Source organism: Acidobacteriota bacterium (assembly GCA_034211275.1).
Taxonomy (GTDB): domain Bacteria; phylum Acidobacteriota; class Thermoanaerobaculia; order Multivoradales; family JAHZIX01; genus JAGQSE01.
Genome location: JAXHTF010000003.1, coordinates 57,257 through 79,908, shown reverse-complemented (window position 1 = coordinate 79,908; position 22,652 = coordinate 57,257). Strand labels below are relative to the sequence as shown.

Genomic DNA, 22,652 nt, shown 5'->3' with positions numbered 1-22,652 from the left:
GATCGCACCCGGTCCCGGTGAGGAGAGAATTTGAATATGCATCAACACACCCGTTGGATCGTCCTTGCGACGGTCCTCACCTTTGCAACGGTCCTCGTGACTCCGCTTGCAGCAGGAGAGAGTCCAAGCTTAACGCTCGAAGAGGCTCTTGAGATGGCACACGCCCGGAGCCCTGCCCTGGAAGCATCCCGGCAACTTCCGGAGGAGGCTCGCGGCGAGCTGATTGCCGCGCGCCTCCTCTTACAAAACAACCCCGAGCTCAAAGTAGCCAGCGGTCCACGAAGCGCTAGCCGACTGGAGTCGGGCACTACTGATGTCGAAGTCGAAGTCGAGCAACTGTTCGAGATCGGCGGCCAACGTGGGCACCGCATCGCACGCGCGGACGCCGAAGTATCGGCGGCCGAGATTGGCGTGGATGAGGCCCAGCGCCTGCTTGATCTTGAGGTGACTGAGGTCTTCTACGAAGCCCTGGCGGCCCGGGAGCAGGCTCGCCTCCTGGAGGAGGGCGAGCGCCTCACTGCAGCCCTGGAAACGGTGGCCATGCGTCGCCTGGAAGCCGGTGAGGGCACCGCTCTCGAATTCAACACAGCACGGATTCGCCGCGCCGAAGCTGCCCGCCGGTTGACCGCAGCGAAGGCCGCATGGCAGGCGGTCGGCATCCGACTCGCCGAGTTGATCGGACTTTCTCCCGCTCAGGCGCCCAAACCCGTCGGCGCGCTGCCGGCAGAAAGTCCGCTGGCATCGGAGAGGGAGTTGCTCGCCCGAGGGCTCGAGACGCGCCCTGATCTCCGTGCCGCCGAGATGAACTTGGCGGCGGCTCAGGCTGCGGTGGAGTTGGCAGATGCCGAGGCTGTCCCCGATGTCGGATTCGGGATCTCAGCGGCCCGCGAGGAGGGGCAGGACGTGTTCCTGGCCAGCGTTCGAATTCCGCTGCCATTTATCAACCGCAACCAGGGGAAGCGTCAGCAGACCCGAGCTGCACTGCTGCGCCGTGAAGCCGAAGTAGTGCAGCGGCGCCTCGCCGTCGAGGCAGACATTCGCCGCGCTTGGCAGATTTACGAGGCGGCCCTTGCGGCGCACCGGATCTACGACGCCGAGATCATCAACGCCCAGACCGAAAGCCTGGCGCTGCTAGAGCAATCCTTCGCCGCTGGCGAGGTCGGCCATGCCGATGTCGTGGTGGTGCAACGGGAGGTGCTCGATGGCCGTCTCGGCCGTCTCGACGCTCAGCTTTCGCTGGCCCAGACGACAGCACGCCTACTTGCTGCCGCCCATCTTCCACAGACTCTGTCCACACCGGAGGTGACCGATGAATGATTCGAAACGATGGGCAGCACTTCTGCTCATGCTCTTCGTGGCCGGCTCTATGTTGCCTTCCTGTTCCCACGAGATTCCCGAAGAGACCGGGGAAGATGAGCAGGAAGAGGGCGGAGAACAGATCCCGGATGGGGTCGAGCTATCTGAGGAGGCAAATGCTGCGCTGGGGCTCGTGTTCGGCACGGTGGAGCGGCGCAGCCTCGATCCGTTGATCGAGGTGCCTGCCGAGCTAATGCCGGTTCCCGACCGGCAAGCAACTGTTGGCCCGCGGGTCGCCGGTCGAGTCGTCCAGGTGAGGGTCAATGTCGGCGATCGCGTCAGGCGTGGATCACCTCTCCTGGTCCTCGAAAGCGCCGACGTGGGCGAGGCCCGAGCTGATTTTGTCGCTGATCAGGCCAAGGCTGAAGTGGCGCTACGTGCCGCAGAGCGAGCCCGTGGTCTGCTGGAGTCCCGGGTAACCTCCGAGCGTGCGGTCGAGGAGGCTGAAGGGAATCTCCGCCAAGCCCAGGCCGATCTTGAAGCGGCGCGTACCCGGCTTCTTTCCTACGGTGCTGACCCCAACCACCCTCACCGGGAGCAGCCCGGGCAAGTGGTTCTTACCAGTCCGATCGGCGGCACAGTAGTGGAACGTACCGTCCATGTAGGGCAGTGGGTTGAACCGGGGGATTCCGTACTCGGGATCATCGACCTCACCGAGCTCTGGCTCGCGGGCTCCGTCTACGAAGGCGACTTGCAGCAAGTACAGGAAGGGCAGCACGTGGTCGTCGAGATCCGAGCCCTTCCCGAAGAGCGCTTCCAGGGTGAAGTGGCCTACCTCGCGGATCGGCTGGACCCAGAGAGCCGCACTGCCGCGCTCCGGGTCGTCATGCCGAATGCCGATCATCGGCTAAGGCCGGGAATGTTTGCAACCGCCCAATTAGCTCCAGCAGCAACCGAGGCCCGGCAGGTGGTCGCCGTCCCGGCGTCAGCGCTGCAAGACATCGAAGGTCGCCCTTTCGTTTTCATTCCTGATGGAGAGACCTCGTTTCTGGTGCGGTGGGTCCAGGTCGGTGCCAGCGGAGGGGAATGGACCGAAATCATCGATGGCCTCGTTCCCGGCGAGCGGTTGGTCACCCGTGGTGGCCTCCTTCTGAAAGCGCAGCTTCTCCGGTCAACCCTCGGGGAGGATGAGTGATGGCTGCGAAGATTGTTGATTGGGCTTTGCGCAACCGTGCCCTGGTGCTGGTGTTGACTCTCCTGCTGGTCGTGACCGGGGTTACTCATATGCTCCGCCTCCCCATCGATGCGGTCCCCGATGTCACCAACGTTCAGGTGCAGGTGCTGACCCAAGCGCCGGCTCTGGCGCCGCTCGAGGTAGAGCGGCTCATCACCTTCCCCGTCGAGTCTGCGATGGCCGGTCTGCCGGATATCGAAGAGGTGCGATCGATCTCGAAATTCGGATTGTCGGCCGTGACCATCGTCTTCGAGGAGGGCACCGACATCTATCGGGCCCGTCAGCTGGTCCAGGAGCGACTTTCCGAGGCCCGCGAGGCCATCCCCGAAGACTACGGCAGTCCTGAAATGGGGCCGATCGCGACCGGCCTGGGAGAGATCTACCAGTTCGAGGTCCGGGGCGAGCCTGCGTGCCCTCCCGGGGAGGACACGCCCGACTGTTACTCCCCTATGGAGCTGCGCACTATCCTGGATTGGTTCGTCGCCTATCAGCTCAAGAGCGTGCCGGGCGTCGTGGAAGTCAACACCTTCGGGGGTGAGCTCAAGACCTACGAAATCGCGCCCGATCCCGACGCCCTGCGTTCCCATGGGCTCCCGCTAGCCGACCTCTTCGAGACCCTGGAGGGCAGTAACCGCAACGTCGGAGGCGCCTACCTCGTCCGCGATCAGGAACAGGTCGTCATCCGCGGAGCGGGACGCTTGGAAAGCCTCGACGACATCGCCAACGCGGTGCTCACAACCAGCGCAAGCGGTGTGCCCCTTCGAGTGCGAGATGTCGCTGCGGTCCGCCTGGCTCCGATGGTGCGCCAGGGAGTCGTGACACGGGACGGTCGCGGTGAAGCTGTTCTCGGCATCGTGATGATGCTCATGGGTGAGAATTCGCGGGAGGTCGTCGGCCGGGTCAAGGCCAAGGTGGCGACGCTGGAGAAGAGCTTGCCACCAGGCGTCACAATCGAGACCTTCTACGACCGCACCGATCTGATTCGCCGCACCATTCGGACGGTCGAAACAAACCTCCTCGAAGGCGGGTTGCTGGTGGTGGCAGTGCTCTTTCTCATGCTGGGAAGCCTTCGCGGTGGGCTGGTCGTCGCCGTGGCCATCCCCCTCTCGATGCTCTTTGCCTTCATCGGCATGGTGCGGGCGGGCATCTCGGGCAATCTGATGAGCCTGGGTGCCATTGACTTCGGTCTCATCGTAGACGGCTCGGTCGTGATGGTCGAGAACATCTTCCGGATGATGGGCGGACAGCGTGCCAAGGCCGAGAGCATGCTCGAAACGGTCCGCCGCTCTTCGCGAGAAGTCGCGCGGCCGGTAGCCTTCGCGGTGGGTGTCATCATGATCGTCTACCTCCCGATCCTTACCTTGACCGGCGTGGAAGGAAAGATGTTCCGCCCGATGGCATTGACGGTGCTCCTCGCCCTCGGCGGCTCACTGATCCTGGCTTTGACGCTGGTGCCGGTGTTGGCCTCTCTGGTTCTCCGCAAGGGGAAGGTCCATCGGGAAACCTGGCTCGTGCGATTTTTGCGGCGCGCTTACGAGCCGGCTCTCGACTTCTCCCTCAAGCGGCGGTTCGTCACGATCATGGCTGCCGCGGTCTTATTTGTTGCCGGCCTGGGGCTGTCCACAACCATGGGCGCGGAGTTCATTCCCCGCCTCGACGAAGGGGCGATCGCAATCGGGATGTGGCGACTTCCCTCGGTGTCCGTGGAAGAGGCGGCTCGCCAAACGACCCTTGTCGAGCAAACTATCTTGCGGGAGTTCCCTGACGAGGTCGAGACCGTCGTCTCCAAGACGGGGCGGCCCGAGATCGCTATCGACCCGATGGGCATGGAGATGAGCGATGTGTTCGTGATGCTGACACCCAAGGAGCGCTGGCGCTACCGGAAGAAGGAGGACCTGGTCGAGGCGATGGAAGACACCCTTACCCGGTCGGTGCCGGGGGCGGCGTTCGGTTTTTCCCAGCCGATCGAGTTGCGGGTGAGCGAGCTCATCGCCGGCGTGCGCTCAGACGTAGCGATCCAGGTCTACGGTGAGGATCTTGATGTGCTGCGGCGCTTGGGTGAGCAGATCGCGCAGGTAGTGGCCGAGATTCCCGGCGCCGACGACGTGAAGGTCGAACAGGTCTCGGGACTGCCCGTGTTGACGGCGCACGTCGACCGTCAGGCTGCGGGTCGCTACGGGGTGAAAGCAGATGACGTTCTCGCGGCTGTAGAGGCACTGGGCGGAAGGCAGGTCGGAATCGTGCTCGAAGGAGAGAGACGGTTCGCCCTGCGAGTGCGCTTTCCCCCAGAAGTCCGTAACGATGAGGCGGCGATCCGGCGTGTGCCCGTGGCCGCAGGTGGCGGCGGACGCTTGTTGCCGCTGGGTGAGCTGGTCACCTTCACTACGCGAGGCGAAGCAGCCCAGGTTAGCCGGGAGCGTATTCAGCGGCGTATCAGCGTCGAAACGAACATCCGGGGGCGCGACATCGCGTCAGCAGTCGCTGAGGCACGAGAGGCCATCGGCCGGGAGTTGGAGTTGCCTCCGGGCTATGTCCTCGAGTGGGGCGGTCAGTTCGAGAATCTGGAACGGGCCTCGGGTCGTCTGGGAATTGTCGTCCCCATGTCGCTGCTCCTGATCTTCGTGCTCCTCTACGGCGCATTTGGCGCCGCACGGCCAGCCCTGCTCATCTTTCTCAACGTACCTTTCGCAGCGGTCGGTGGCGTTCTCGCTCTGGCAGCCCGGGGGATGCCTTTTTCGATCTCTGCCGGGGTTGGATTCATTGCGCTTTTTGGAGTGGCGGTACTGAACGGCGTCGTGCTCGTGTCGTACGTCCGAAAGCTTCGCCGTGAGCAAGGGTTGGCGCCCATAGTAGCTGCCCGCGAAGCGGCCTTGGTCCGAATGCGTCCAGTGCTCATGACGGCGATGGTGGCGGCGTTAGGCTTTGTTCCCATGGCCTTGGCCACCGGTGCAGGTGCTGAGGTACAGCGACCCCTGGCCACGGTGGTGATCGGTGGCCTGGCGACCGCCACTCTCTTGACGCTGTTTGTCCTACCCGCTGTCTACGCCTGGTTCGAGCCTGAAGGTTCTGAGGTGGAGGAGGCTACGACATGAGCCTTACAGACCATCGCGATCCCGTTTCGTTCCGAATCCATGGCATGGACTGCGCCGAGGAGGTGGCAGTCCTGAAGCAAGCGCTCGGCCCACTGGTCGGAGATGAAGAACGCCTCTCGTTCGATGTCCTGCGCGGCAAGCTGACGGTGAGGGCCGAGGGCGTCGCCCCGACGGCGATCCGTGATGCGGTCGCCGGCACGGGCATGAAGGCCGAAGCGTGGAATCACGCTGACCCGGCGAGCGGAGGAACCGATCACCGTCGGCGGCTGCAGAGCCTGTTGACCGCGGCGAGCGGACTCTTCACCGTCATCGGATTCGGCGTCCATGCTTGGCTCGCGGGCGGGCTCGGCCATGCCTTGGGCAGCGAAGGCATGGGCATGGCGGAAGGCGTCCCTCTGGCGGCACGGGTGATCTACCTCCTGGCGATCGTGACCGGTGCCTGGTTCATCGCTCCCAAGGCCTGGTTCGCGCTGCGCGGTCTGCGGCCAGACATGAATCTCCTGATGACGGTCGCCGTCTCCGGTGCTGTCGGCATCGGCGAATGGTTCGAGGCGGCTACCGTGGCGTTCCTCTTCGCGATCTCCAACGCGCTCGAAAGCTGGAGTGTTGGCCGGGCGCGGCGGGCGGTCGAGGCACTGATGGATCTCTCACCGACCATGGCGAGAATCCAGGATGAGGATGGCGGCGAGCGGGAGGTTCCGGCGGAGGACGTCGAGGTCGGGACGCAGTTCGTCGTCCGTCCCGGCGAGAAAGTGCCCCTCGATGGCACCGTCGTCGCCGGTAGGAGCGAGGTGAACCAGGCGCCGATCACCGGTGAAAGTGTTCCCGTAGCGAAGGAGATGGGCGACCCGGTACTCGCAGGAACGATCAACGGCAGCGGTGCTCTCGAAGCTCGCTCGACCCGGCCGGCCAGCGAGACGACCCTGGCGAAAATGATCCGCCTGGTCGAGGAAGCGCGGTCTCGCCGGGCGCCGAGCGAACAGTGGGTCGAGCGATTCGCGCGCGTTTACACGCCCGCAGTGATGGCCTTGGCGCTGCTCGTCGCGGTGCTGCCACCTCTGCTGGCGGGGCTGTCTTGGGAAACGTGGTTTTACCGTGCACTAGTGCTGCTGGTCATCGCCTGTCCCTGCGCGCTGGTCATCTCGACACCGGTCAGCATCGTAGCCGCGCTCGCCGCGGCCGCCCGAAACGGCGTGCTGATCAAGGGCGGCGCCTATGTCGAGGCGCCGGCACGGATCGAGGCCATCGCCTTCGACAAGACCGGTACCTTGACCCGCGGTGAGCCGGAAGTCGTCGAGGTCGTTCCGCTCGGAGACCATAGCGTCCCGGAGCTGCTCGAGCGTGCGGCGGCCCTCGAAGCGCGCAGCGAGCACCCGCTGGCCCAGGCGGTTCTGCGCTACGCGAAGGAGCGCGGTGTCGAGGTCCGGCCAGCGGCCGATGTCGAGTCTATTCCTGGCAAGGGTGTTTCCGGTCGGTATGCGGGAGAGCTGTTCTGGCTCGGCTCGCACCGCTATCTCGAGGAGCGCGGCCAGGAGACGCTCGCGGTCCACGATCAGCTCGAAACGATGTCGAGCGCTGGGCGGACGGTGGTCGTGGTCGGCAACGACGAGCATGTTTGCGGTCTCATCGCGATCTCCGACGGTCTGCGCGCGGAAGCCCCCGAAGCACTCCACGAGCTGCGTGGCCTGGGCATCGGGCGCCAGGTGATGCTCACCGGCGACAACGAGGGAACCGCGCGCGCGATCGCTCGTGAGCTGGGCCTCGACGAGGTGCGCGCGGAGCTCTTGCCGGCAGATAAGGTCGAGGCGGTGGAGCACCTGGTGGCGAACGGGGGTGATGTGGCAATGGTCGGTGACGGCGTCAACGACGCCCCGGCCATGGCGCGTGCGACCCTCGGTATCGCCATGGGCTCGGCGGGCACCGACGCCGCCATCGAATCCGCCGACATCGCCCTGATGTCAGACGACCTGCGCAAGCTGCCGTGGCTCGTCCGGCACTCTCGGCGAACATTGCGAGTTGTTCGCCAGAACATCGTCTTCGCCCTGGGCGTCAAGGTGGCGGTCTTCGCCCTGGCCAGTCTCGGGATGGCGACGCTATGGATGGCCATCGCAGCGGATATGGGTGCGTCCCTCCTGGTGATCGCCAACGGGTTGCGGCTGCTGCGGAGCACCTGATTCACCTGGCTATCGCACAGCGCTTGTACCTGATCTACTTCGTCCACGAAGTCATTGCCCATTCCTCTCCAAATCGAGTGAGCCCCCCCGAAGGCGCAGAGAGTTGGCGATCACCGACACCGAGCTGAAGCTCATGGCCGCCGCCGCGAGCATCGGGCTGAGCAGGATACCGAAGACTGGATAGAGCACGCCGGCCGCCACCGGTACGCCCAGGGCGTTGTAGACGAAGGCGAAGAAGAGGTTCTGGCGGATGTTGGCCATCGTCGCGCGGCTCAGACGGCGGGCACGTACGATCCCGCGCAAGTCGCCTTTGACCAGGGTCACGCCGGCGCTCTCCATGGCCACGTCGGTGCCGGTGCCCATGGCGATGCCCACATCGGCGCGGGCTAGTGCCGGCGCGTCATTGATGCCGTCGCCGGCCATCGCCACCACGTGGCCCTCCGCTTGGAGCTTCTCGATGGCATCCTTCTTCTGCTCCGGAAGAACCTCGGCCACCACTTCGTCGATGCCCAGCTGGCGAGCGACCGCCTCCGCCGTGGTTCGGCTGTCGCCGGTCAGCATGGTGATGCGCAGCCCTTCCCTATGCAGGGCTTCGATCGCCTCCGGGGTGCTCTCCTTGATCGGATCGGCGACGCCCAAGAGGCCCGCGGCAACGCCGCGGAGCGCGGCGAACATCACGGTTTGGCCTTCTCCGCGCAGGGTTTCGGCGCGCTGCGCCAAGCTCCCGAGCTCGACCCCGACGTCGGCCATCATCGCTTTATTTCCGAGCGCCACGTCCACATCACCGACCCGGCCCTTCACTCCCTTGCCGGTCACCGACTCGAATGACGAGGCCTCGCCGACCTTGGCGCCTCGATCCTCCGCCCCGCGAACGATTGCTTCCGCGAGAGGATGCTCGCTCGCTCGTTCGAGCGTCGCCACCAGCTCGAGGAACTGCTCCTCGGTGAAGTCGTTCGCGGGCTCGACCGTCACCAGGCTCGGACGTCCTTCGGTCAGAGTGCCGGTCTTGTCGACGACCAGGGTATCGACCTGCCGCAACCGCTCGATCGCCTCGGCGTTCTTGAACAGGACCCCCACCTGCGCGCCCTTGCCGGTCGCCACCATGATCGACATCGGGGTCGCCAGGCCCAGGGCGCAGGGACAGGCGATGATCAAGACGGCGACGGCGTTGACGAGCGCGTAGGCCATGCGCGGATCGGGGCCGACGAGCCCCCACACGGCGAAAGTGAGCAGGGCGACGACGATGACGATGGGCACGAACCAGCCGGACACGCGGTCGGCCAGCTTCTGAATGGGCGCGCGGCTGCGCTGGGCCTCGGCCACCATGGTGACGATGCGCGAGAGCAGTGTCTCGGAACCGACCCTCTCAGCCTCCATGACGAAGGAACCCGTGCCGTTGACGGTGGCGCCGATCACCGCGTCGCCGACCGCTTTTTTGACCGGGATCGGCTCGCCGGTCACCATCGACTCGTCCACGGTGCTCGTCCCTTCGAGCACCGCGCCATCGACCGGTACTTTCTCACCCGGGCGCACGCGCAGACGATCACCGGCCTCGACGGCATCGAGCGGCACGTCTTCTTCCTCACCATCGGGCCGGATACGGCGGGCCGTCTTGGCCGCGAGCCCGAGCAGGGCCTTGATCGCCGCTCCGGTCTGGCTACGGGCGCGGAGCTCGAGCACCTGTCCGAGCAGAATCAGCGTGACGATGACCGCGGCGGCTTCGAAATAGACCGCGACCGTGCCGTGCTCGTCGCGGAACGAGTCGGGGAAGATCCCGGGCCAGAGGGCAGCGATCAGGCTGTAGACGTAGGCGACGCTGACCCCGAGGCCGATCAGCGTGAACATGTTGAGGCTGCGGTTGCGGACCGAGTGCCAGGCGCGCACGTAAAACGGCCAGGCCGACCAGAGACAGACCGGAGTCGCCAAGGCCAGCTCGATCAGCACGCGCCAGCGCGGCGGTACCAGCCTCGAGACAGGATCGCCCGGCAGCATGTGGCCCATGGCGAGCACGAGAATTGGCAGGGACAGCGCGGCGGCGAAGATGAAGCGCCGCGTCATATCGACGAGCTCCGGATTCTCTTCGTCCTCGAGGCTCACCGTGCGCGGTTCGAGCGCCATGCCGCAGATCGGGCAACTCCCCGGTTCGTCACGGACAATCTCCGGATGCATCGGGCAGGTGTACTCCGTCCGGGTTCCCAGACTGGGCGTCTCGGGCTCGAGAGCCATACCGCATTTCGGACAGCTTCCCGGCTCCTGCTCGCGGATCTCAGGATCCATCGGGCACACGTAAACGGTGTCCTGGCGATGGGCCGCCTCGGCAGACCTGGCCGCGTGCTCGGCAGAAGGCTCGAGAAAACGCCGCGGATCGGCCTCGAACTTGTCCCGGCAACCAGCCGAGCAGAAGACGAACCGCCGGCCACCCTCTTCGGCTTCGAAGTTGGCGTCGTCGGGATCCACCGTCATGCCGCACACAGGGTCCTTGGACGGCGATTCTCCGCTGTGGGGCGCCGTCGAGCAGCACGAATGGTCTGTCGCTCCTGGATCTGCCATCAACTGACCTCCTCGGGGAGGCTACGATCCATCGCAGCCAAGATCGGGCATGGTTCACTGTCCGCGCCCTGTGCGCAGGCATCGGCAAGGTCGGCGAGCGCGCCTCGCATGCGTGTCAGGTCGTCGATCCGGCGGTCGATCTCGACGATCTTGTCCTGGGCCCTCTCCCGCACCTGCTCGCGATTCTCCGCCGAATGATTGCGCAACAGGAGCAGCTCACGAATCTCGTCGAGGGTGAAGCCAAGGTCCTTCGCGCGGCGGATGAACCTCAATCTGTGAATAGCTTCGGGCGGGTACTGGCGATAACCCGGAGGCCGTCTTGGCGGATTGGGGATCAAACCTCGACGCTCGTAGTAGCGAACAGTCTCGATGCCGATATCCGCCTGCCGGGCGAGCTTGCCGATTGTGATTCCTTGCATCAATCACCTCCTGCGAGAGAGTCTAGACTCTGTACTTAACTACGGAGTCAAGGGTTTTCTGCGCCCGGCTCCGCGCCCGCTGAGGTGACTTGAATGGCTGTCATCATGCCGGCCTCGGCATGTTCGAGGATGTGGCAGTGCATCATCCATCGCCCCCAGTCGACCGGCACCATACCCACATCCAGAGTTTCCCGGCCGTAGAGAAGCACGGTGTCTCGAAAATGGGCCTCGTCCACAGGTTCGTCGTTGCGAGCGATCACCTTGAAGAACTGGCCGTGGACATGCATTGGATGCAGCCTCGCAGAGTCATTCTGGAAGCGGACTCGGACCCATCGGCCCTCGATCAGCTCTGTAACCTCATGTTGGCCCCAGGGGTGGCCGTTGATCGTCCACTGAATTCCGTGCGGGCCTCCACGGCGAGCATCGAGCCTGTAAGTGACGTCGACGGGTTGCTCCGATGCCAACGCCCAGGTCGGCACGTTCGGATTCGCGGGCAGCGCGAACTCCGGCGTCTCCACAGGCGTCCCTTCCACCCGCAGAGCCCCGAGCTGAAAAGGGCGTCGAGTCAACCGATCGACGATGTGAAAGACCTCCCCTGCAGCGTCTGGCGGGATGACCAGGTCCAAGTCGAGACGGTTGCCCGGCGCCAGGTCGAAGCCAGCCAGGGGAAACGGACGGCGCGCATACATCCCGTCGACCGCGATGACCTCGGGTGTGAGCGACCCGAAATCGGGTCTGTAGACACGCCCGTTCGAGGTATTAATCAGCCGCAGCCGGATTCTCTCGCCTGGGCGCACTTCCAGGCTGAAACCAGACTCTCCGTTGACCGTGACGACCTGGCCCCAGCGGCCGTCGTGGGCGAGGTCATGCCGCGTGACGAAGTTTGGATCGATGGCGCCATCACGCCCCAACCGCCAATCGTCCAACACCCAGACTTCGTCGCGACTATACGGTAGCGGTTCCGGATCTTCGACCACGAGGACGCCGTAGAGACCTCGTTCGACCTGCTCCGCGCCGCGAACGTGGGGATGAAACCAGAAGGTGCCGGCGTCCTTGGGCGTGAAGCGATACGTAAAGGTCCCGCCAGACGGAATCGGCTCTTGCGTGACACCCGGCACGCCGTCCATCGCGTTGGGGACACGGACACCGTGCCAGTGGATGGTGGTCGGCTGAGGCAGGTCATTCACCAGCCGGACCTCGATTTCCTGCCCGAGCTTCACCCGGAGAGTAGGTCCTGGCACCTGTGCATTGTAGGCCCATACGTCGAGCGTTTGACCGTCGAACTGGCGCACAGAGCTTGGGGCGGCACGAAGATGGAAGGTCCGTCTGCTGGACGAGATCGGTGCGCCAGTTGGATATGCAGCGGCGAGCTCCTTTTCCAATTCCAGGCGGACAGAATCGGTCGTCGGGTTTGGCGAGGCAGTGCGCCCGGCGGTGCCCGAGGCCTTCCAGACAAGAGCAGCCAGGAGCACCACGGCCAGAGTTGGCCCCCAAAGGCCCAACCTGAAGGTTCGATGGGGCTGCGAGGTGGTGGATCGCTTGCGGACGACAGTCATGGATCTTCTTTCTTTCTTGGCGGAGCGCTCGGTTTGTGAGTCGATTCGGCGGCTGGCCGGGCAATCGACGGCTGATCTCGGACCGACATCCGCTTCCGAGCGCCAGTTGCGGGAACGGGATAGGCCAGATAGCGGAGGAGATGCGCCTGGAAGTTGCGAAGATCCACCTCCGACTGCGGTGCTGTCTCGCCGCGCTGGCCGTCTTGGCGGTGGCTTCTCGGAAGACACCCGGAATGTAGCTCCGAAAGGTACCGGCGCACTGCTGATAGCAGGCGGGCGCAGCTGGAGGGATCCACGGAGATCTCCTCGTCGAGGAAGTCGAGGATTCGGCCGACCCGGATGATCAAGGCTCGCTCGGCTTCAACTGGCCGAAAGTAGTGCAGCACCGGATATTGACCGTGGGCATGGACGACTTCCAGAAGGTTCCTCACCGTCGGGCGAGCCCAATCGCCGAGCGCCGCCGGAGCAAGGCGTGGGGCCGTAGGCTCCAAGAAACCGGCCAGCTCCAGGGCGAGGATCTGCTCCTTGGCGACGTATTGGTAGACCGCCAAGAGATAAGTGGTCGCGACGGCGAAGAGCGCGAAGCCGCTCATCGCTTCAACCACCGTGAGCAATCGCAGGCTCGGCGAGGCCGGCACGATGTCGCCGATGCCGAGGGTCGAGGCGACGTAACCGCTGAAGTAGAAGACATCGAGCCAGGAGGTATCGCCAGCGGTCGTTGATAGCAAGGAGCCTCGATATGGAGAGTAGATGATCGTGAAGGAGAGAATGAGCCAGAGGCCCCAAGTGCCGACGCTGAAGACCGCTATCAAAGGACCGCAAAGCGCCAGGAATCGGTCCTTCGACGGTCCGCTGAGGCCGGCGCCGACCCACCGGAGAGCGCCCCAGAAGAGTCGATTGAGCCGCCGGTGCAGTGGGCCACCGTGGCCCTGCGGGTGAAATACCGTCAGCAGGAGGTCGGCGAAGAGGAGCACCAGGAGCATGATGCCGCCACCCGTCCACAGGCTATCGATCAAGTGATCCGAGCCTCCTCGGCGCGATGCAAGAAAATGTTGTAGAGCGGCACCCAAACGAGCGCGAAGTACCAACCGTAGGCGTAGGTCTCAACCAGCCCGAGCATGAAGGTGCCAGGGCTCAGCCATGTGAAACCGGGCAGAAAGCCCTGCCAATGCTCGTACATCGCGTACTTCGGTACGATCAGGTCGAATCCGACGCAGACCAAGAAGGTGATAGCGAGGAAGATGCTGGTGGCTTGGCCGACCGCCGAGATCGAGATTCGGTTGCGCATGGTGGTCTCCTTTCCGGCCTTCCACAAGGCCGTATCGTTGTATTTGCGTCGTTCTTCAGGGATAGGCATCAGGGTGGGAGAGAAAGCGTTTCCGGCAATCCTCCGAGCAGAATCGAATGACGCGAGACCCATGCTCGAGCAGCACTGCGCTCTTGGCTTCCACGCGCATGCCGCAAACCGGATCGGTGTCCTCGAGGCGGAAACTGCCCGTGGCGGCACCGATCCCAACTGCCGCCAGACCGTGGACCATACGAGCGCCACAGCCCCAGCGCGTCAGCACGTAGAAGACGAATGCAAAAACCAGCAGGGTAGCGATCAGCTCCATGTCTCACTCCTTGGTGGCGGTCGGCGAACTCTCTCGAGCCCGGCTCATGGTTTCTCCGGTACGTCCACGGCCCCCGAGATCCGAGGAATCCACCGCGGCGTGACCGCGGCATATCGAGTCCAAGAATCGCCGGTTTGACGAGCCGCGCGATTTCAGATTGACTCATGGGGGTTCCTCATCGTCTAGTGGATCGACGTCAGGACCCGCGTCGGATTCGGTGCGCCCGCTGCGCCCAGCCCGTGCCTCGGCCCAGCGAAACCGAAGCTCCGCGGCCGCGCAGTAAAGCACCGGCACCATCAGGATCGTGAACAGCGCGAGCAACATGCCGCCGAAGGAGGGAATCGCCATCGGCACCATGATGTCGGCACCGCGGCCGGTGGAAGTCAAGACCGGCAAGAGGGCGAGCATCGTGGCCGCCGAGGACATCAAGGTGGCTCGGATGCGCCCCTCACCGCCAGCCACGGTGGCCTCACGAATCTCGGCCACGGTGCGCGGTCGGCGTTCACGAAAGACCTGCTCGAGGTGGCTCGCCACCACCACGCCGTTGTCCGAGGCGATGCCGAAGAGCGCCAGGAATCCTACCCAGATGGCGACGCTCAGGTTGATCGACTGCATCTGGAAGAGCCCCCGCATGTCGGTGCTGAAGACCGAGAAGTCGAGGAACCACGGCTGGGCATAGAACCACAGCAACATAAATCCGCCGGACCACGCCACGGCGATCGTCGAGAAGACGATGAGGGTCGTCGACACCGACTTGAACTGGAAGTACAAGATGAAGAAGATGGCGATCAGCGCGATTGGCAGCACGATGGCGAGTCTCTTGGCCGAGCGGAGCTGGTTTTCGTAGCTGCCGGCGAAGGTGAAGCTGACGCCGGCCGGCAGCTCCAGCTCGCCGGATTCGATCTTCGCCGCCAGGTAGGCCTGGCATTGCTCGACCACGTCGACCTCGGCGAAGCCGGGTTTCATGTCGAAGACGACGTAGCCGACCAGGAAAGTGTCCTCGCTCTTGATGTTCTGAGGCCCACGCACGAACTCGACCGTGGCCAGCTGGCCCATCGGGATCTGCGCGCCGTCCGCCGCCGGCACCAGGATCTGCTCGAGGGACTCGATCTGGTCGCGCAGCTCCCTCAAGTAGCGCACCCGGACCGGGAAGCGCTCACGGCCCTCCACCGTCGTCGTCACGCCCTTGCCGCCGATCGCCACCTCGATGACGCTCTGTACCGCTCGCACATCCACACCATGACGGGCGATAGCTTTGCGGTCGATGTCGATCTCGAGATAGGGCTTGCCGATGATCCGGTCGGCGACCACGGCGCCCGCCTCCACCGATGGCACTTCCTTCAAGAAACGCTCGACCTGGAGGCCCACTTTCTCGATCACCTCGAGGCTCGGCCCCTTGACCTTGACCCCCATCGGAGCCCGCATGCCACTCTGCAGCATGACGATGCGCGCGTTGATCGGCTGCAGCTTCGGGGCCGACGTGACGCCGGGAATCTCGGCGGCGCTCACGATCTCAGTCCAGATGTCGCCAGGAGTGCGAATGTGATCGCGCCACTGGCGAAACGGCCGGCCATCGGAATCGCGGACCAGCTCGCCCGCCTCGTCTCGCAGGAAACCGCCTTGCTTCTCGTCGTAGGCGAAGCGGACTCTTCTACCGTCCTTGTCGGTCTTGTACTCCGGCAAATAGTTGATGATCGTCTCCAGCATGGCGATCGGTGCCGGATCGAGAGCGCTCTCGACGCGTCCGAGCTTGCCGGCCACCGACTTGATCTCGGGGATGGCCGCGACCGCACTGTTCTGCTTCTGCAGGACGTCGAGTGCCTCGCCGATCGAGGCGTGCGGCATGAGCGCGGGCATGTAGAGAAATGATCCCTCGTCGAGCGGTGGCATGAATTCCTCGCCGAGGCCCGGGAAGGCTTCGGCCACCGCGACCACCGGGCCTGATGTGCGCAGGCCGCCGGGAAGCCAGCCGAAGAAGCTGTCGAATCCGCGCCAGACCATCATGCCGAGCAGGAAGACGACCAGTGATGCCGCGAAGAAGATCGCCTTGTGCGCCAGGCACCAGCGAAGCAGCGTGGTGAAAGAGCGCTTGTAGAGCTCGATCAGGAGCAGGAGCACGCCGATCAGCGCCACGACGAAGATCAGATTGCGCGCGAAGCCGCGATCCACGCCCAGCGGCAGCCAGTGACGGGTCAGAAAGACGGCGACCACCAGGGCGGTCGCGAAATTGGTCACCAGCGGCAGGCGCCGGCGAATCTTCGCTGGAATCTCGTCGTGCCCGAGGCCGATCGCGGCGGCGCCGATCAGGATCACCCCCATCCACCAGGCGACGAGGAACGTCACGGCGACGCCGGCGGCCGCGAGAGCGCCGAGCAGCAGGCGACGAGTCGTGCCGCGCCGGACCCGCACCGTGAAGAGCAAGTGGGCGGCCGGCGGCAGCATCGCCAGGGCGACGATCAGCGAGGCGACCATGGCGAAGGTCTTGGTGAAGGCCAGGGGCTTGAACAGCTTGCCCTCCGCCGCCTGCATCGTGAACACCGGCAGGAAACTGATGACTGTCGTCAAGAGTGCGGTCAGCACCGCGCTGCCCACCTCGGTGGCCGCGCGGTAAACCACCTCGAGGGTATCGGCCTCCGGCCCGGCGTTCTCGAGGTGCTTCAAGATGTTCTCGCACAGGAAAATGCCCATCGTCACCATCGAACCGATGGCGATGGCGATGCCGGAGAGAGCGACCAGGTTGGCCTCGACGCCGAAGACTTTCATCGCGATGAAGGTCATCAGCACCGAGAGCGGCAGCATCGCCGAGATCAATATCGAGCTGCGCAGGTGCATGACCATCAGCAGGATGACGATCATGGTGACGAAGATCTCGTCGATCAGGGCGTCGCTGAGGGTCCCGAGGGTCTCGTAGATGAGGCCGGAACGATCGTAGAACGGGACGATGCGGACCTGGCTCACCGTGTCGTCGTCGAGGGTCTTCTTCGGCAACCCGGGCGAGATCTCGGCGATCTTCTCTTTCAGCCGGTTGATCGTCGCCAAAGGATTCTCGCCGTAGCGCACGACCACCACCCCGCCGACCGCTTCGGCGCCGCCCTTGTCGAGCGCGCCGCGGCGCCCCGCCGGACCCAGGTGGACCGTCCCCACGTCCTTGATGTAGATCGGCACGTTGTCCGTCATCTTGATGACGCTGTGCTCGATGTCCTCCAGGTTCTCGATAAAGCCGAGACCCCGAATGACGTACTCCACCCGGTTGACCTCGATGCTTCGCGCGCCGACGTCGATATTCGAGCGCTGCACCGCCTGGAAGACCTGGTGCAGCTTGATTCCGTGGGCGCGCATGGCGTCGGGGTCGACGTCGATCTGGTACTCCTGCACGAAGCCGCCGATCGAGGCGACCTCGGAGACTCCCGACACCGACATCAGCGCGTAGCGCACGTACCAGTCCTGGATCGTGCGCAGCTCGTGGAGATCCCAGCCTCCCGTCGGCTCGCCGTCTGCACCGGTCCCCTCGAGGGTGTACCAGAAGATCTGGCCTAGGGAGGTGGCGTCGGGACCGAGCGCCGGCTGTACGCCCGGCGGCAAGGTACCGGAGGGCAGACTGTTAAGCTTCTCGAGGATGCGGGATCTCGACCAGTAGAATTCGACCTCGTCCTCGAAGATGATCAGGATGGTCGAGAATCCGAACATCGAGTAGCTGCGGATGGTCTTGACCTGCGGCAGACCGAGCAGCGAGACCGTCAGCGGGTAGGTGATCTGGTCTTCCACGTCTTGCGGCGAGCGGCCCATCCAGCGCGTGAAGACGATCTGCTGATTCTCGCCGATGTCGGGGATCGCGTCGGTGGGGACCGGATCCCGCGGCAAGGCGCCGAGCTGCCAGTCGAATGGCGCCACCGCGGCGCCCCAGGCCAGCACCAGGAGCACCGCCAGCGCCACCAGCAGCTTGTTCTTCAGGCAGGCCGCGACCGCCCCGGCGACCAGGCCGTCGAAGACCGATCCGCCACCACCGTCCGGGTCGGTGCTCGCCGCATCGAGACTCGAAACCGGCTTCGTCACGAGTCACCACCGTGGGCGTGGGCGGGCGCCGGGCCACCGCCTTCCGGGTTCATCATGCTCGGCTTGGCCCGGATCTGCAGCGCGCTGTCGAGCTTGAAGTTACCGTTGACCACGACCCTTTCACCCTCGTGCAACCCTTCCTCGACGAGGTAGTAGCCACCCGCCCGCGGACCGAGCCTCACCTCGCGTCCCTCGTAGACCCCCGGCCGATCCGGCAGCTGCACGTAGACCACCGCCCGCTTGCCGGTGAGCAGCGGTGCCGAGGCCGGAATCACTAGCGGCGGCTCGTCGGAGCCCGCACCCTCGTCGACGTAGCCGAGCGATTCGGCCCGCACCAGGGGGGTGCCGCAGATCGGGCAGGTTCCCGGCCGTGGCCGGATGATCTCGGGGTGCATCGGGCTGATCCACTTGCCGACGAGATCGGCGCTGGTCACCTTGCCGCCGGCGGTCAGCTGCGGCTCGACCACGGCGCGCACGAACATCTCCGGCTTGAGGCGGCCGTGCGGGTTCTCGACCTGGACCCGCACCTTGACGGTGCGAGTGGTCGGGTCGAGCACCGGGTCGATGAACGAAATCCGTCCGCGAAACGCCTCGCCCGGATAGGCCTCGACCTCGAGGTCGACCCTCTGGGCGTAGCGCAGCCACTCGAGGTCGGATTCATAGGCGTCGAGCAGGACCCACAGGTGGGAGAGGTCGGCGATCGTGTAGATGCGTGTGCCGGTCTGGACGTACATGCCCTCCTGAGCGTTCTTGTGAATCACGATGCCGGTCATCGGCGAGTAGATCGTGAGATGCTCCTGGGGCACTCCGCGCGCCTCGATGTCGGCGATCTGCTCGGTAGTCAAGCCCCAGAGACGAAGCTTTTCCCGAGACGACTCGACGGTCGTCTGGACCCGGTCGCGAAGTACCGTGACGTTGCTTTTTTGGAGGCTCTTGGCTGTCCGGATGGCCTGGATCAGCTCTTCTTGGGCGGCCAGCAGCTCCGGACTGTAGAGGTAGACGAGATGGTCTCCCTTATTGACCGGTGCGCCGGTGAAGTCGATGTAGAGACGATCGAGCCTGCCCGGGACGTAGGCCGAGATGTAGGCCAGACGGGTTTCGTCGTAGGCTAGCTTGCCCACCATGCGGACCTCGGCGCCGACCATCTTGCGCTCGACGACACGGGTCTGGATTTCGGCGAGCTTCTCGGCGGCCGGCGTCAGCCGAATCCCGCGCGGCCCGAGATCATCGGCGCCGCCGTGAGATGCATGCGCGCTCTCGGCGCCGGGCGTCGTCGCCTGGGACGGTGTCGCGACGCCATGCGACGGATCGGTCGCCGGCGAGCCGCCGCGCAGGGCGTAACCGAGAGCGAGCGCGGTCAAGAAGACCGCCGCGAAGGCGCCCATCTGTTTCTTCATGGTGGGTCTCCTTGGGAAGCTCCGCCGGCGAGCGGCCGGCCCGCCAGCATCTCGACCTCGGCCAGGCGCTGTTCTCGAAAGGCGAGGCTGCGCTCGAGGGCGAGCTGAAGCTCGAGCAGTTGTCGCTGCGCGTCGATCACGTCGAGGAAGTCCTCCTTGCCTGCTTCGTAGGCCTGCTGGGCGACCTCGAGGGAGGCTTCGGAAAGCGGCACCAGGGTGTCGCGGTAGAGATCGATCTTTCGTTCGGCATCATGGAATCGGAAGAGCGCCAGCTCGACCCGGGCTTCGAGGCCGAATTCCGCATCGGCCCGAGCGCCGCGTGCGGCCCCGCGTCGCCGCTCGGCCTCGCGCACGGCGGATCGGTACTTGGACCTCCAGATCGGCAGGGTCACCGAGACCCTGGCCACCAGGGGATCCTGCCCGCTGCCAGGGAGTGCGGGATTGATCGCGTCCCCGGTTGAAACCCAGTCGAGACCAAAATTGAAGTCAGGCCGGAAGGCCGTCCGCGCCAGGGCGATCGCCTTGCTAGTGCGCTCGATCTCGTGGTCGAGGGCGAGCAGCTCAGGATTGCGCTCGGTCAGGGATTCGAAGACGAGCTGATCTTCCAGCTCGAGCTCCCGGTCCGGCACACGCTCCGGCCAGCGAACGGGCGCGTCGGCTGGACGGCCGAGCGCGGCATTCAAGCGGGCGAGGGCGGGCTCGCGGAGATCCTGGAGGGTGCGGAGCCGGTCATCGAGCTTGCCCAGCTCGAGCTGGGCCTTGACGACACCGGAAACCGGGGCGCCGACCATGAAATTGGCCTGGGCCACGCTTTCCAGGTGCCCGAGAAGAGCGATGTTGTCTTCGGTGATGGAGATCGCTCGAGCCAGATAGTAGAGCTCGTAGTAGGCGTCCTTGATGTCATAGAAGAGCCGCAGCTTGATCACCTGGTAGCGCTGCTCGGCGACACGCGCGGCCTCGACCGCGACCTCCAGGCGAAGCCCTAGCTTCGACGGCCACGGCACCTTCTGGGTCACGCCGAGCTTCTGCTCCTGGGGGCCGACTCGCGTCTCCACCGATTCGATGAAATAGGCGAAGTGGGCCTGCGGATCAGGTAGCACGTCGGCCTGCTCGATCCTCTCGAGCGCCGCCTGCCAGCGGTCGTAGGCGGCTCGAAGTCGCGGATTGAATCGTGCGGCGTCGGCGAGAAGCTCGTCGAGGGCCTGCCCTTGGGCCTGATCATCGGGTCGTTGTGGGTCCGTCGGTCGAGCAGGGGACGAAGCAGAGAGCACCAGCGGTTGCGTCAGCCCAAACCCGACCAGGAGCCAAACGCCGAAGCGGATCCAAGGCAAAGTCCATCTGAAGTATGTCGATCTCGATTCCACTTTCCTAGAGAGCATCGTGACCTTCGTTTCCATTGCGGATCTTCCTAACCCGCTCCACGTTGGTGACGAAGACGATGCCATCCCCTGCGAATCCGGTACGAGCGGACCTCACTAGTGTCTCCAAAAGGTCATCGACCTGTTGAGATCGACAGACGACTTCGACCTTTAGAGCTTCTTCGGTCTTTGAAAGATCGTTGGGGGCAAGCCCGCCGAGGTGACGTCTGAAGCCGTATCCGACGCCGTGGACGTGTGAAACCGTCGCGCCAGCGGCACCGGCCTCTTGCAGACCCAGCAATACGTCATCGACTCTGTTTTTCCTGATGAAAGCTTTGATCAATTTCATCCTGGCGCTCCTTAGTGGAGGCTTGCGCTGGTTGGAAGGAGGAGCGCTAGCGAAACTTGAGACGCTTCTCGCTCATCCCGCCGCACCCGCCTTCAGAGAACGGCTTGTTGCAGCCGCCGGAGAAACACGCGTCGCCCGAGAAGCCCTCTGGATTGAGCTCCGCGATCCAGGCCGTGGCTGCCTTGCGGACGACTTCCACGGAAGCCCCTCGCCGCGTGATGAGAAATTTGGCCAGCCCCCCGATGAAGCGAGTCAAGTTGGACTCGCAGCAGCAGGTCGCGGCTGAATGCTAGCTGCAACATGGAGCTGGGATCGTTTCGAGGGCCTGCGTGCGAATGGTCTCCTGAGGCTCGGTGAGCGAGATGGATCGGTTGTAGGCCATGAGCATTTCGACCTCTTCCTGGGAACCGGCGAACTCGCCGGCCGCCCAATCGACCTCGTCGCCGAGCAGCGAGGTGGAAAATGCCAGAGCGGTTAACGCTGCCACGAGCAACGACGTGTTTCGACAGACTGGTAAAGTCACTCTCATTTATCTTTCCAAGTCCCTGGTTGATGAGTCGATCGGGTCGCTCCCGGGCGGTGCCGTGACGAGACATTTCAAGCACCTGGCATCAAAGGTCGTGGTGCTCCTCGTGCCCTTCCGAGACATCGCTTTCGCCGGAGTCCGCCGGCGCCACCTCTTGCGCCGCCATTTCTTGCATCATCGGGCAAGCGGGCATCTTCGTGCCGTCGCGCATATGAGCCATCATGTGGCTCTGCTTTTTGGTTTCCATGCTCATCATGGAGCGCGTCTGGCGATGCTGAGCTGCCAGCTCCTTCACGGCAGCCACCAAGGCATCGGTCCGGGCCTGGCCTTCGGCCTCGTCTATGACATCGACAAGGGCCTGAAGGCGGCCATCCGCGCCGCGGCTCGCTGACATCGAAGCACGATGTTGCTCCATCAGCGCCTTGCAGCTTTCCATCTTGCCAGTCGGTGCCTTCTGCTCGGCCACCTCTCCGGCGCTCAGGCTGGCCGACGTTGAAATGGCGATTATCAAGCCGATGAACGCCGCGTGCTGACACATCCTTAGTGTTTTCATGAGAGATCTTCCTCTTCAGTCATTCTTTCTCGAGTGTTCGAGAACTCTTCGATGGCTTGCTCTATGGTCTTGCTCAAGGTACTGAGCAGATCGGGTGTGACCTTGCTTCCCTCTAGGCACGTCGCTGCCGTGAGATAGACATCGAGGGTGAGCTTCTGCGGGTCGACTGGGCGCTCGTTCGATCTCGCAGCCAATCCACCGCAATCGACGAGTGTTTGACGGAGCCGCCAATAAAGCTCGGTCACAAACTGTCTCTCCAGACCCTCGAGACCGAGGTGGTGGCGCAAGGTAGGCTGTAGGGCCTTGATCAGCCGACTGGCCTGCTTGTCGATGTCCGTGTCTCGCACCATGCACTACCACCATAGAGAGACCTAGAGCAAAGCACGTGCCATGTGCTGGGATACCCTCTTGCCCGCGGCAAGTCCCGGCAAGCCGCGTTCTCGGAGTTGGGAGAAGGCGCGCCGGGAAGCAGACTCTTGCAT

At 64.4% G+C, this 22,652-nt stretch carries 18 protein-coding genes; 4 read left to right on the top strand and 14 right to left on the bottom strand.

All coding sequences use genetic code 11. The features are described from left to right. The first annotated feature begins 36 nt into the window (after positions 1–36). Genes SX243_01445 through SX243_01430 form a run of 4 tightly spaced genes read left to right on the top strand, consistent with a single transcriptional unit; the run spans position 37 to position 7,796 of the window. Positions 37–1,317 (top strand): TolC family protein, encoded by a 1,281-nt coding sequence (locus SX243_01445; GenBank protein MDY7091615.1) that lies wholly within the window; start codon positions 37–39, stop codon positions 1,315–1,317. Continuing rightward, the gene (locus tag SX243_01440) at positions 1,310–2,491 is read left to right on the top strand and encodes an efflux RND transporter periplasmic adaptor subunit (GenBank protein ID MDY7091614.1); all 1,182 of its coding nucleotides are present in this window, start codon (positions 1,310–1,312) and stop codon (positions 2,489–2,491) included. Before SX243_01445 ends, SX243_01440 begins: the two co-directional genes overlap by 8 nt. Further along, positions 2,491–5,622, top strand: a complete 3,132-nt coding sequence (locus tag SX243_01435) for a CusA/CzcA family heavy metal efflux RND transporter (GenBank protein ID MDY7091613.1) — start codon at positions 2,491–2,493, stop codon at positions 5,620–5,622. Before SX243_01440 ends, SX243_01435 begins: the two co-directional genes overlap by 1 nt. Then, complete coding sequence (locus SX243_01430) at positions 5,619–7,796, top strand: heavy metal translocating P-type ATPase (protein ID MDY7091612.1); 2,178 nt, start codon at positions 5,619–5,621, stop codon at positions 7,794–7,796. The genes SX243_01435 and SX243_01430 overlap by 4 nt, the downstream gene beginning before the upstream one ends. A gap of 51 nt (positions 7,797–7,847) precedes the next feature. Here the strand turns inward: SX243_01430 and SX243_01425 are convergent, their stop codons facing one another. The 14 genes from SX243_01425 to SX243_01360 all read right to left on the bottom strand — a co-directional run bounded on the left by SX243_01425 (position 7,848) and on the right by SX243_01360 (position 22,520). Continuing rightward, positions 7,848–10,346: a heavy metal translocating P-type ATPase gene (locus tag SX243_01425; protein ID MDY7091611.1), complete on the bottom strand. Its 2,499-nt coding sequence runs from the start codon at positions 10,344–10,346 to the stop codon at positions 7,848–7,850. Next, entirely contained in the window at positions 10,346–10,765 is a 420-nt protein-coding gene (locus tag SX243_01420; protein MDY7091610.1) for a MerR family DNA-binding protein, read from the bottom strand. Before SX243_01420 ends, SX243_01425 begins: the two co-directional genes overlap by 1 nt. A gap of 47 nt (positions 10,766–10,812) precedes the next feature. Further along, positions 10,813–12,321, bottom strand: coding sequence for a multicopper oxidase family protein (locus SX243_01415; protein MDY7091609.1), 1,509 nt, complete (start codon positions 12,319–12,321; stop codon positions 10,813–10,815). Then, entirely contained in the window at positions 12,318–13,337 is a 1,020-nt protein-coding gene (locus SX243_01410) for a potassium channel family protein (GenBank protein ID MDY7091608.1), read from the bottom strand. The genes SX243_01415 and SX243_01410 overlap by 4 nt, the downstream gene beginning before the upstream one ends. Next, positions 13,334–13,609 (bottom strand): DUF5676 family membrane protein, encoded by a 276-nt coding sequence (locus SX243_01405; GenBank protein ID MDY7091607.1) that lies wholly within the window; start codon positions 13,607–13,609, stop codon positions 13,334–13,336. Before SX243_01405 ends, SX243_01410 begins: the two co-directional genes overlap by 4 nt. Before the next feature lie 55 nt (positions 13,610–13,664). Then, the gene (locus tag SX243_01400) at positions 13,665–13,934 is read right to left on the bottom strand and encodes a metal ion permease (protein ID MDY7091606.1); all 270 of its coding nucleotides are present in this window, start codon (positions 13,932–13,934) and stop codon (positions 13,665–13,667) included. A 162-nt stretch (positions 13,935–14,096) separates the two neighbouring features. Beyond that, positions 14,097–17,912 carry an efflux RND transporter permease subunit gene (locus tag SX243_01395; GenBank protein ID MDY7091605.1) on the bottom strand — a complete coding sequence of 1,272 codons (3,816 nt, stop codon included), beginning with the start codon at positions 17,910–17,912 and terminating at the stop codon, positions 14,097–14,099. 71 nt (positions 17,913–17,983) lie between these two features. Beyond that, positions 17,984–19,384 carry an efflux RND transporter periplasmic adaptor subunit gene (locus tag SX243_01390; GenBank protein MDY7091604.1) on the bottom strand — a complete coding sequence of 467 codons (1,401 nt, stop codon included), beginning with the start codon at positions 19,382–19,384 and terminating at the stop codon, positions 17,984–17,986. Then, a complete protein-coding gene (locus SX243_01385; GenBank protein MDY7091603.1) occupies positions 19,381–20,781 on the bottom strand; it encodes a TolC family protein in 1,401 nt (466 codons plus the stop codon). Before SX243_01385 ends, SX243_01390 begins: the two co-directional genes overlap by 4 nt. After that, on the bottom strand, positions 20,753–21,091 hold the full coding sequence (locus tag SX243_01380) for a P-II family nitrogen regulator (protein ID MDY7091602.1): 339 nt from the start codon (positions 21,089–21,091) through the stop codon (positions 20,753–20,755). Before SX243_01380 ends, SX243_01385 begins: the two co-directional genes overlap by 29 nt. 46 nt (positions 21,092–21,137) lie before the next feature. Next, the gene (locus SX243_01375) at positions 21,138–21,347 is read right to left on the bottom strand and encodes a hypothetical protein (GenBank protein ID MDY7091601.1); all 210 of its coding nucleotides are present in this window, start codon (positions 21,345–21,347) and stop codon (positions 21,138–21,140) included. A gap of 33 nt (positions 21,348–21,380) precedes the next feature. After that, a complete protein-coding gene (locus tag SX243_01370; GenBank protein MDY7091600.1) occupies positions 21,381–21,620 on the bottom strand; it encodes a hypothetical protein in 240 nt (79 codons plus the stop codon). Positions 21,621–21,702: 82 nt separating this feature from the next. Next, entirely contained in the window at positions 21,703–22,170 is a 468-nt protein-coding gene (locus SX243_01365; protein MDY7091599.1) for a hypothetical protein, read from the bottom strand. After that, the gene (locus SX243_01360; GenBank protein ID MDY7091598.1) at positions 22,167–22,520 is read right to left on the bottom strand and encodes a hypothetical protein; all 354 of its coding nucleotides are present in this window, start codon (positions 22,518–22,520) and stop codon (positions 22,167–22,169) included. Before SX243_01360 ends, SX243_01365 begins: the two co-directional genes overlap by 4 nt. Positions 22,521–22,652: the final 132 nt, after the last annotated feature.